Origin of the sequence: Candidatus Infernicultor aquiphilus, from assembly GCF_002784285.1 — a bacterium.
GTDB classification, from domain to species: domain Bacteria; phylum Atribacterota; class Phoenicimicrobiia; order Phoenicimicrobiales; family Phoenicimicrobiaceae; genus Infernicultor; species Infernicultor aquiphilus.
Genome location: NZ_PFKO01000312.1, coordinates 1 through 11,316, shown reverse-complemented (window position 1 = coordinate 11,316; position 11,316 = coordinate 1). Strand labels below are relative to the sequence as shown.

12 protein-coding genes and 1 riboswitch are annotated in these 11,316 nt (G+C 34.2%); of the genes, 10 read left to right on the top strand and 2 right to left on the bottom strand.

All coding sequences use genetic code 11. From position 1 onward, the window contains the following. From COZ07_RS08715 to COZ07_RS08695, 5 genes are all read left to right on the top strand, one after another. The coding region (locus COZ07_RS08715) for a substrate-binding domain-containing protein (protein ID WP_406608176.1) at positions 1 to 775 on the top strand (775 nt) is incomplete at its 5' end. Positions 776 to 777: 2 nt separating this feature from the next. Next, positions 778 to 1,167, top strand: coding sequence for a D-ribose pyranase (gene rbsD / locus COZ07_RS08710; RefSeq protein WP_406608175.1), 390 nt, complete (start codon positions 778 to 780; stop codon positions 1,165 to 1,167). Next, positions 1,164 to 2,675 (top strand): sugar ABC transporter ATP-binding protein, encoded by a 1,512-nt coding sequence (locus tag COZ07_RS08705; protein ID WP_406608174.1) that lies wholly within the window; start codon positions 1,164 to 1,166, stop codon positions 2,673 to 2,675. The genes rbsD and COZ07_RS08705 overlap by 4 nt, the downstream gene beginning before the upstream one ends. 1 nt (position 2,676) lies before the next feature. Further along, entirely contained in the window at positions 2,677 to 3,609 is a 933-nt protein-coding gene (locus COZ07_RS08700; RefSeq protein ID WP_406608178.1) for an ABC transporter permease, read from the top strand. 92 nt (positions 3,610 to 3,701) lie between these two features. Continuing rightward, complete coding sequence (locus COZ07_RS08695; protein WP_406608173.1) at positions 3,702 to 4,586, top strand: D-ribose ABC transporter substrate-binding protein; 885 nt, start codon at positions 3,702 to 3,704, stop codon at positions 4,584 to 4,586. 193 nt (positions 4,587 to 4,779) lie between these two features. Here COZ07_RS08695 and COZ07_RS08690 read toward each other — a convergent pair whose 3' ends face one another. Together COZ07_RS08690 and COZ07_RS08685 are read right to left on the bottom strand one after the other, a co-directional pair. Next, positions 4,780 to 5,052 carry an RNA recognition motif domain-containing protein gene (locus COZ07_RS08690; RefSeq protein WP_406608177.1) on the bottom strand — a complete coding sequence of 91 codons (273 nt, stop codon included), beginning with the start codon at positions 5,050 to 5,052 and terminating at the stop codon, positions 4,780 to 4,782. A 368-nt stretch (positions 5,053 to 5,420) separates the two neighbouring features. Further along, complete coding sequence (locus COZ07_RS08685) at positions 5,421 to 6,575, bottom strand: tetratricopeptide repeat protein (RefSeq protein WP_406608172.1); 1,155 nt, start codon at positions 6,573 to 6,575, stop codon at positions 5,421 to 5,423. A 412-nt stretch (positions 6,576 to 6,987) separates the two neighbouring features. Between COZ07_RS08685 and COZ07_RS08680 the strand changes: the two genes are divergently transcribed. The 5 genes from COZ07_RS08680 to COZ07_RS08660 all read left to right on the top strand — a co-directional run. Continuing rightward, positions 6,988 to 7,353, top strand: a complete 366-nt coding sequence (locus tag COZ07_RS08680; protein WP_406608171.1) for a TSUP family transporter — start codon at positions 6,988 to 6,990, stop codon at positions 7,351 to 7,353. Between the two features lie 108 nt (positions 7,354 to 7,461). Next, the gene (locus COZ07_RS08675) at positions 7,462 to 7,656 is read left to right on the top strand and encodes a pyridoxamine 5'-phosphate oxidase family protein (RefSeq protein ID WP_406608170.1); all 195 of its coding nucleotides are present in this window, start codon (positions 7,462 to 7,464) and stop codon (positions 7,654 to 7,656) included. Between the two features lie 87 nt (positions 7,657 to 7,743). Next, positions 7,744 to 8,913: an MFS transporter gene (locus COZ07_RS08670; RefSeq protein WP_406608169.1), complete on the top strand. Its 1,170-nt coding sequence runs from the start codon at positions 7,744 to 7,746 to the stop codon at positions 8,911 to 8,913. Beyond that, on the top strand, positions 8,903 to 10,006 hold the full coding sequence (locus tag COZ07_RS08665) for an NADH:flavin oxidoreductase (RefSeq protein ID WP_406608168.1): 1,104 nt from the start codon (positions 8,903 to 8,905) through the stop codon (positions 10,004 to 10,006). Before COZ07_RS08670 ends, COZ07_RS08665 begins: the two co-directional genes overlap by 11 nt. Positions 10,007 to 10,075: 69 nt before the next feature. Next, positions 10,076 to 10,289, top strand: a riboswitch (cyclic di-GMP riboswitch). 440 nt (positions 10,290 to 10,729) lie between these two features. Beyond that, positions 10,730 to 11,316, top strand: a 587-nt coding sequence (locus tag COZ07_RS08660) for a DUF2330 domain-containing protein (RefSeq protein ID WP_406608167.1), incomplete at its 3' end; no start/stop codon positions are given.

Genomic DNA, 11,316 nt, shown 5'->3' with positions numbered 1-11,316 from the left:
TCAAGATGTTTGTGAAAAATATGGATACAACGTATTGGTGGTCAATTCTGATGATAGTCAAGAAAAGGAAGGTCGTTACTTAAAACTTTTGTATTCCCGCCGGGTAGACGGGGTGATAATGACAGTTGCAGGATATCGGGAAGAAAAGTATTCTGAAGAAGAATTGTCTTTAATGAAAAAGATGCACCTGGTGCTTATTGATAGAGAGATAAATGGACTGTCTACTCCTATTATCAAAGTGAATAATTTTGCTGGGGCTTATTCAGCAGTCAAATACCTATTAAGTATGGGTCATAAAAGGATAATGTATATAGCGGGGATAGAGGGAACTAAGACTAATCAAGAAAGAAAAAAAGGTTATCTAACTGCTTTGAAAGAGGCCAATATAAGTTGGCAAGAAGAGATAGTAGCTAATTTTCGCCTGGATACTGCTTATCAGAAAATAATACACCATTGGCCAGAATTTAAGAATTCTAATCACCTACCCAGTGCAATATTTGCAGCCAATGATCTGATGGCAATTGGGGCTTTAAAGGCCTTTGCTCAATTAAAGGTTCAAGTTCCCCAAGAGGTATCAATTATTGGTTTTGATAATATACCATTTTCTGATTGTACTAACCCACCCTTAACTACTATTAACCAGCCTACTTACTTGATGGGTAGAAAAGCAGTGGAAATCTTACTTTTACTGATAGATAAAAAAAAGATCAAGAAATCTATAGAGCTTAAGACCGAACTTGTGGAGAGGGGTTCAGTAAGCAGATGGGAGGTTTAAAGATGAAAAAAGGTGGCATTTTAAATCCTCAACTTAATCGAATTATCTCCGAAATGGGGCATGGTGATATGTTAATTATCGCTGATGCGGGATTGCCTATCCCCAGGGAAGTGGAAAGAATTGATTTAGCTTTAAAATGTGGAACTCCTTCTTTTGCAGAAGTCTTACAAGCAGTTTTTTCCGAATTACAGATCGAAGAGGCCTATGTAGCTAAAGAAATTAAAGAAAAAAATCCTCAAACCTTAAATCTGATTTCCTCAATAATAGAGGAAGTTAAGTTTATTTCCCATGAAGAGTTAAAAGAATTATCAAAACAAGCCAGAGCAATTATCAGGACCGGGGAGTGCAGCCCCTATGCTAATATTATTTTAATTTCGGGAGTGCTATTTTGAATAATTTAGCTTTAGAATTTATTAATATTTCCAAAAGTTTTCCCGGAGTACAGGCTTTGAAAGAAGTAAGTATTCAGATTAAAAAAGCTAAGGTTCATGCTATTGTGGGAGAAAATGGGGCTGGTAAATCAACCTTGATGAAAATAGCCGTAGGAGAATTGCTCCGTGATGCTGGGACTATCAAAGTATTTGGTCAAGAAGCCCAAATTAGCTCTCCTTCTGATGGCTATCACTATGGGATAAGTTTAATTCATCAAGAATTTAGTTTAGTTCCCAGTTTAGATATAGCTCAAAATATTTTCTTAGGTCGGGAATTAACTAAAGGGTATTTATCCTTTATGGATAATCACCAGATGTATAAACGCACTGAAAAGATTTTAGAGTCTCTGAAGATGTTTCATTTAGATCCTCACTTAAAGATAAAGGACTTAACTGTAGCCCAGAAACAGGTGGTAGAAATAGCTAAAGCCCTATCTTTAAATTCCAAAATAATTATTATGGATGAACCCAGTGCGGCTTTAACCTTAGAAGAAACCCGCCGTCTTTTTGAATTGATTCGGGAACTAAAAGAAAAGGGGGTTACCATACTTTTTATCTCTCACCGTATAGAAGAGATATTCGAAGTAGCCGATGAGGTAAGCATATTACGTGATGGGGAATTAATCTTGACTAAATCGGTAGCTCAAATTGATCGAAATCAGGTTATTAGTAATATGGTCGGGCGATCCTTAGAGTTTTTCTTTCCTTCCAAAGTAGAACAGAAAAAAGAGGCTAAGATAATCTTAGAAGTAAAAAATATCAGCAAAAGGCGGCAATTCTCGGATGTTTCTTTTCAGCTTAAAGAGGGAGAGATTATTGGTTTGGCCGGACTGGTAGGTTCTGGTCGTTCCGAAGTAGCTTTGGCCATTTTTGGATTAAATCATTTAGATGCTGGAGAAATATATTTACAGGGGAAAAAAGTAAACATAAACTCACCTTTTGAGGCCATAAAACAAGGTCTGGCTTTACTACCAGAAGATCGAAGGGAGCTGGGATTGATTATTGTCAGGAGTGTATTAGAAAATCTTTCTCTTCCGGCGCTTTATTGGGATATTGCCAGGAGATATTTTATTGACCTGAAGAGAGAACTAACTATAGGCCGAAAAATCCAGAAGGAATTATCTATTCGTTTTGCCTCCTTTTCCCAGAAAGCAGAATCTTTAAGTGGAGGCAATCAGCAGAAAGTAGTGGTTGGTAAATGGCTAATTACTAAGTCTAAGATTTTAATTATGGACGAGCCTACTCGAGGTATAGATGTAGGAGCCAAATTAGAAATTTATAATATCGTTAATACCCTGGCCCAAAGAGGAATAGGGATAATCTTTATCTCTTCCGAGTTCACAGAGATATTAGGCGTTGCTCATCGAATTTTAGTAATGAGTGAAGGAAGAATTACTACTGAGTTAGATCCGAAAAGTTCTACCGAAGAAGATATTTTAAAATTTGCCACTAGAAAAAAGGTATCTTAAGATGAAAAATTTACAGTTTAAAAATATTATCCGACAATATGGTATATTATTCGGTTTAACCGGATTAATTATTGTATTTTCACTTTTGTCTAAGCAATTTTTCACTATATCTAATATGCTAATTGTAATGAGGCAAACTTCTATCGTAGCTTTCCTGGGTGTGGGTATGACCTTTGTAATCCTGGGTGCTGGTATAGACCTCTCGGTAGGTTCTGTATTGGCTTTCTCCGGAGCGGTAGCAGCAGGGGTAATACAAAAAGAAGGAGTATTTTTAGGTATTCTTGCGGGTTTGGCTTTGGGAGTAATTCTGGGAGCTTTTAGCGGTTTGGTAATTGCCAAATTAAAGATTCCAGCTTTTATTGTTACGCTGGCTATGATGGCTATGGCCCGGGGAGGTACTTTGGTCTATACCGAAGGGCGTCCCATTACTGGCTTACCTTCTTCCTTTGCCTTTTTAGGAAGAGGATATATAGGAAATATTCCCTTCCCCATCATCTTGACGTTAATTATATTTATATTGGCTTATATTATTTTAAAATTAACTCGTTTTGGTCGTTATGTCTACGCCACCGGTGGAAATATTAATGCTGCTCGAGCCTCGGGAATAAAAGTAGATAATATAATTATCTCCAATTTTACTATCAGTGGTTTCCTTTCTGGACTAACCGGCATAGTCTTAGCTTCTCGACTTAACTCAGCACAGCCAACAGCCGGCATGGGCTATGAATTGGATGCCATTGCCGCTGTGGTCTTAGGCGGAACCAATCTCTTTGGAGGAGAAGGAGAGTTATGGGGAACTCTAGTGGGAGCTTTTATTATGGGAATCTTGAATAATGGATTAAATATGCTTAATGTTTCGTCTTTTTACCAGCAGGTGGTAAAAGGTATAGTCATCCTAATAGCTGTAACAGTAGCTCAAAGTGGCAAGAAATGAGAAATCGCTAAAAAAGGAGGTGAAAGAATAGAAAAAAGAATCTTTTCAGGTCAGTATTAACCTATTTTAAAAATAATAAGGAGGTATCTTAAATGAAAAAGTTATTACTTGCACTTTGCCTAGTAGCAATTTTAGGAATTTCTGCTTTTGCGAGCAGTATGACTGTTGGATTATCAGTCTCTACTCTAAATAACCCATTTTTTGTTATCTTAAGGGATGGCGCCATAGAACAAGCAAAAGTCCTTGACGTAGATTTGGTGGTGATGGATGCTCAAAACGATCCAGCGAAACAGGTATCTGATATCGAGGACTTAATCCAGAAAAAAGTTGATGTCATTCTCTTGAATCCTACTGATGCCGATGCTCTCGTACCTGCTGTAGAAGAGGCTAATAAAGCAGGCATTCCTATCTTAACTATTGACCGTAGCGTAAACGGTGGAGAAGTTGCCTTGCATATTGCTTCCGATAACGTTAAAGGAGGAGGAATGGCTGCAGCCTATACCGTAGAACAATTAGGAGAAAAGGGTATTGTAGTAGAATTAGAAGGGATTACCGGTGCATCTGCTGCTCGAGAGAGAGGTCAAGGATTTGATACTTATATTGCCAAATTCTCTGGAATCAAATTGGCTGCCAAGCAGACTGCTGACTTCGATAGAGCTAAAGGAATGAGCGTTATGGAAAATATCCTTCAAGCTCAACCAAAAATTGATGCAGTATTTGCTCAGAATGACGAAATGGCCCTGGGAGCTATTCAAGCTATCAAAGCTGCTAAAAGACAGAAGGAGATGTTTGTAGTAGGTTTTGATGCTGTGCCTGATGCCCTGGATGCTATCAAAGCAGGAGATATGAAAGCTACTATTGCCCAGCAACCCTGGATGATGGGAGTTCTGGGAGTAATGAATGGCTATCTAGTGGTAAACGGAGTGAATTTGGGAGTAAAATTTATCCCTGTTCCCTTAAAAGTCATTACTCAATAAAATAAATCAGTGAATCAGGGGACGGTTCAATAGATTAAGAATAAATTAGTTGAACCGTCCCCAAATAAAAAGGAAGCGTAAACCTAATATTTTATAGGTCAATAAAGAAACTTAAAAATAAACGAAAAACCCCTTCAGTACATATGTACTAAAGGGGTTTTTCATTTCTTAACTAAGATATTTTAACTAAAAATTAATAACGTCTTCGGCTATCGTTAAAATCTCTTCTGGGTTTTTGTGGTTTGGCTTCGTCGATCTTCAATGGACGATCATTAAAATCAGTTTCGTTTAAAGCTTCTTTGGCTTTTTCAGCTTCTTCTGGAGAAGACATTTCCACAAAACCAAAACCTTTGCCTTCGATAATATTGACACTTTTTACAGTACCATGTTTACCAAAAAGCTCTTCCAGCTGCTGGTTAGTTACGGTATAGCTTAAATTTCCGACATAAAGTTTACTACCTTGCATCTCTTTTTCCTCCTTTTTTATTTTTTCTTCAGTAACATTCTCTTTAGAGGAAAAGTAAAACAAGATAGAAAAAACTCTATTTCAAATATTACTTAGCTCAATCCTAAACTAAAGGATTAAGTTTTTCAGGTTATAAATTATTCATTTAATAACCTTTTCACTTATTGGTAAGTGTTTTTTTTATTATATATTAATCGGGAAGAATGTCAAGCATTATTTTTAGTTTTTTAATCACGCGGTTTGGGAGAACAAGAAGATAACCAGCTTTTTGATTTAGATGCTGAAGGGATTTTTCGAATTATAAAAATTCTAAATAAGTTTAGACCTTATTCTTTCTAAAATCGTAGAAATAAAAAAACATAGAATAGTTATTTACTGATTAACGGAAGTAGTTCGAGAGCTAAATTTGCATTTAATTGTTTAACTATTTCATATTCTTTCATAGCTGCTTCTTTATTACCTAAATTATAATAGATCAGACTTAAATTATAATAGGCATTAGTATATTTTGGATTTAATTTTATTGCCTCTTCTAAGGTGGTAATAGCTTCGTCATATCGCTCTAATCTTTTATAATTAAGTCCTAAATTAAAATAAGCCACAGTAAAGTTTTTATCAATACGTATTGCTTCTTTATATGCCGCTATTGCTTCTTCATAAAGTTTACTCTGATCTAAGGAATAGCCTAAACTAAAATGACTATATTTATATTCCGGATTATTTTGAATTGCTTTTTTATAATTATTTATTGCCTCCGGATAAAGTTTTTTATCTTTATAAGTTTCACCCAAACAATAGTAATAGTAATAAAAATTTGGATATAACTGAATAGCCTTTCCTATCGCTTCAATAGCTTTATCATATTCTCCTAATTTTCTATAGGCATATCCCAAACCATTATAGGCATCGCCATATTTGGGATCTATATTTATAGCCTTTAAATATGCTTCTACCGCTTCTTCGTATAACTCAATACTTATATCATCTAATGCATCTCCTAAGTAGTAATAACTCCATTTGTGATCAGGTTTATATTTTATTGCTTTTTTATAATAGATTATAGCCTTGGGAAAGTCGCCTTGGTCTGCAGATATAAGTCCTAAGTTATAATAAGGGTAAGCATAATCAGGTTTTAGTTCTATAGCTTTGTTCAGCATCTGGAGGGCTTCCTCGTATCTCTTCAATGTTCTATAAACATCTCCGAGGTTACTGTAAGCCTCTGCATATTTAGGATTTAAACTAATGACTTTTTTATAAGCTTCAATAGCCGCATCTTTTTTATTAAGATTATTTTTGCACCTGCCGATGTTAAAGTAAGCGTTGATATAATTTGGATCAATTTCAACTGCTTTTTCAAAATAGGTAATGGCTTCCTCATATTTCCCCTGATTTATAAGTTCTTCCCCTTGTTTATAATTTTCTTCTGCAGCAGGGATCGATTCAGAAAATGATAAAGAAAAAGAACATAAAAATAAGCAAACTATAATACTTAAAATTATAAAAAAGTAATAACTCTTTTTCATTGAAGCTTACCTCCTAAAAATTTTTTTAAATTTATCTGTTGGTGCATAGATCATACTTTGATAAAAAATTAAAAAATACATTATATTAATTATGATACTTTACTATTAATAATTATACCATAAAATAACTGAAAACCCTGTTTTTTTAAAATATTTTTAAAACGAGGTTAGATCTTTTATTTTAGGAGGTAACTTTATTTTATTATATGGTTATTGTGTCTTGTTTATTTTTAGAAATTATTATATTATCTATAAAATATATCTCTAAGCTCATTGATCAAAAAGATGAGGTATTCATTATGGAATTAAAATATATTGGATTAATCTTAGTCGTAGGAATTGTCTCTGGATTTGTCAATACTAGAAGAAATATTTAAAAAATATAAATATTGAAAAATTAAGTAGGGTTCGATTGATTATTGCCATGATTGCTTTCTTTTTTGTTGGTTTTTACGGAGGTTTTATCCAGGCAGGAGTGGGATTTATTATTATGGCAATTTTAGTTTTAATTACCGGAATGTCTTTGGTGAAGATAAATAGTCTGAAAATGTTTATTACCGGAATTTATATATTCAGCTCATTACTGGTATTTATTATCAGTGGAAAAGTAGATTGGATTTTAGGTCTTATATTAGCTATTGGTAGTGCTATTGGCGCTTATTTGGGAAGTAATTTTTCGGTTGCTAAAGGAGACAAATGGATCAGAATTTTTCTAATTATTTATGTTTTATTGATGTCCTCTAAACTTATGGGACTGACTGATTGGTTAAAATTTTAACTTGACCGGAAAACCCGGGTTATGGTAAAAATAAATAGAAGCAGGTCTCAACATTAGACAGATTTAAAAATTTGTTAAGATTAAACAGGGAGGTTTATTGGTGGTATTATGAGAAGAAAAGATAAAGAAATAATTGATCAGAAAGTAATGGTATCCATTATTAAGAGGTCAAGTGTTTGTAGGGTAGCTATGTGCTGGCAAGATGAGCCATATATAATACCCATGAATTTTGGTTATTCGGAGAATTACCTCTATTTCATTATCCCGAAGATGTTTTGGAAAAAACAATTATTATTAAAGTGAAGATTGAAAAAATGACCGGGAAGGAATCGTTATAAAAGGGAGATTTTTTATATTATTATAATGTATTAATTCAAGGTCAGAGAAAAAATGGTTGATAAAGATAAAGATAGAAAAGAAGTAAAATCAAAACTAAAATTAAATGCATTAGGCCATTCCTATAATGATGTTTATTTTTTTATTATACCTCTTCTTTTGCCTCTTTTTAGAGAAGAGTTTCAGCTCAATTATTTCCAATCAGGACTGATCTTAACTACTCATGTTGCTTTAAGGTCTATTTTTTCCTTAATATTCGGATATGTAGGAGATCAATATGATAAAAGAGTAGTTATAGCCAGTGGCTTTATCTGCTCTTCTATTTTTTTAGGTGGTCTAATCTGGATAAATAATATTCACACTATTGCTGTTTTTTTATTTTTATTAGCTATCGGTGTTTCAACTTTTCACCCTTTAGCAACTGCCATGGTGAGAGAAAATTCTAAAGCAAGCCAGAGAGGACGTTATCTAAGCTTATTTTCAGCTGCAGGAACAGCAGGAATAATTGTAGCCAGTTTATTATTCGGTATCTTTGTTCAAATATGGGGCTGGAAAATTACCTGCTTACTATTCTCTTTACCTGGTTATTTCCTGGCTTATGCCTACCTAAAATCAAAAAAGGATAAAAAAAATCTCAAAACGGAAGCAGAAAAGAAAATTAAGCAAGGTTATATTTATTTGTTTTTTATTACCCAGGCTATTAGAAGCCTGGGTTTATGGGCTATTCTTTCTTTTCTTCCCCTTTACGCTACAGATTATATTGGTTTAAAACCCGGGATTTCTGCCTGGATTATTAGTATATATTTTAGCGGAGTATTTCTAGGTAGTCTTACTTCCAGTAGAATTATTGACCAAAACCAACCACTTATATTAATATTATTAACCACTATTGGTACTACTTTTCTCATTATTGGTATCACTTTCATTGTCCAACCATTACTCATTGTATTAATTGTGGTAATCTTGGGTATTTTAGATGGAATATTTTTCCCGGCTCAAAGTACCTGGTTAACCTTTATTTGTCCAGTTCACTATCAGGGCAGGTTTTTTGGAATAAGCATGTTTGTCGAGGGACTTTCTGCTACCATTGCCCCAACTCTCTATGGATGGATTGCAGACCAAAGCAGTCTAATTTGGTCTTATCGTTTAGCTGCTGTTCCTTTATTGATTAGTTTCATTCTATTTCTGATGTTACACTCCTTGGAGAAAAAAAATGTTTGCTAAAACCAAGATTAATCAGCTGGAATTGAAAAATAGATTTGTCCGCAGTGCTACCTGGGAAGGATTAGCTGACCCCGATGGATCCTGTAATGATGAGATTGCTAACTTAATCTTAGAGTTGGCCAAAGGTCAGGTAGGAATGATTATCACCAGTCATACCTATATTAATCAAAACGGACAGGCCGGGATAAGACAATTAGGCATCTATAGTGACCAGCTTATTTTCAGCTATATAGAAATGATTAAAAAGGTGCATAGAGAAGGTAGTAAGATTATGATGCAAATTGCTCATGCCGGAGCTCGAGCTTCAGTTGAATTAATCAAAAGTCAACCCCTTGGACCTTCCTCTTTAGAGATTAAAAATGGTCTAAACTGTAGAGAAATGACTAAAAAAGAAATATTTCAAACTATTGAAGATTTTAAAAAAGCTGCAGTGAGGGCGAAAAAAGCAGGTTTTGATGGAATCCAGATTCATGCAGCTCATGGATATCTACTTAGCCAGTTTTTATCTCCTTTTTTTAATAAAAGAAATGATGAATACGGAGGAAGTATTGAAAATCGAACCCGCTTTATTTTGGAAATTCTTTGTGCTATTAGGTCTGAGTTGGGCCAGCAATTTGCTGTCTTAATCAAGCTAAATTCGGATGATTTTATGAAAGGTGGTTTTACTGCACCAGAAATGGTGCAGGTATCAGCAATGCTTAAATCAGCAGGTATTGATGCCATTGAGTTAAGTGGTGGAACAGGACTTAGTCTAAGTAAATATTCCTCTTCTAGATTAGGCGAGATTGATTCTCAAGAAGAAGAGGCCTACTATAGTGATGCCGCCAAGTTATATAAGGAAAAAATTACTGTTCCTTTAATTCTGGTGGGGGGAATCCGCTCTTACGAGGTAGTTAAGGAATTGGTAGAAAAGAAGCGAGCAGATTATATTTCACTATCTCGTCCTTTAATTAGGGAACCAGGACTGATTAAGCGGTGGCAGTTAGGTAATACTGAAAGAGCTACTTGTATTTCTTGTAATCAGTGTTTTGTGCCAATAAGAGCAGGAAAGGGTATGTATTGTGTAATGGAAAGTATAAATCAGGTAGTCTAAAATTCACTGTTTTAGGGAATATAATAAATAGTAGAGTTATTTTAAAAAAAGAATAAAATTCTTCTAAAAGCATGATAAAGGCAAACTACCCTAAAGGGTAGGACGCAAAGCCATAGGTCTAAAACTTTCTAACCCCTATTTTCCCCAAATATTCACAATTATAACCCCAATCAGAGTAAGAGACCCTCCTATTAGTGATAAAAAATAAGGTACTTCTCCCAACCATATCCAGGCGATTAATATAGCCAATACCGGAGATAAATAAAGATAGCTGGCTGCTAAAGAAGCTGGAATCCTGGATAGGACATACGCCCAGGTAACATAGGCTAAGGCAGCTGGGAAAATACCCAGATAAATAACCGCTAGAGTTGCTTCAATCGGTGCATTTTTAATACTCTGGAATAAACCGTATCTTGTTTGCTTTTTGTATTTTTTCTTCTGTTTTTAAAAAGCTTTTTCATAATATCATCCTATAATTTCTTTAAAATGGATTAGAGGTTATAGAATAAATAAATAAAAGTATATCATTCTTTGTTCAATAAATCTATCAGTAATGTCCAATAAATTTTATACTAACTGGCAGCAATAGAATAAAGGCGGGAATATACTAATATTTATAAAAAAAGAGGATTTTTAATTGTTTTGTAGTATAATTATTATATAAAAAATATAGTAAAAATAGTTAGAAGCCTGACTTTTAACTATAAGAAGAGGTAAAAATTGATGAAAAAGATTTTTTATTTAATTTTAATTTTTATAATGGCAACTTTCTATTTACCCTCAATTTCTTTAGCTGATGGTTGTTTATTTACCCAGTTATATAGAGATATATATGAACCCAATCAATTAGCTATGATTGTATTTGATGATATGGTGGAGAAAATAATTTTTCAGATAGATTATGAAGGAGATGCAGAAGATTTTGCCTGGGTCATTCCGGTGCCCGGTTATCCAAAATTGTTTTCCGTTGAAGATGAGATATTTTATGAATTATATCAATTAACTAAGATTACTCCTCCTTCAAATTTTGGTTGTGGATGGGGAGCAGGTTACCCTATGCCTGGTGAAGAAGATGGAGGAGTCCATATCTGGGAAGAAAATCAGGTAGGAATTTATCAAACTGCTACTTTATCGGCGACTGATCCGAACAGTTTAGTAGGATGGTTAAATGATAATGGTTATGCCTTCCCCTCAAATGGTCAAGAAATACTGGATTATTATGTGCAGAAAAATTGGTTTTTTGTAGCTATGAAAATTCAACCTGAAGAAACAACAAATAGTTCTGAGAATTATAGCGGTGCTATTCAACC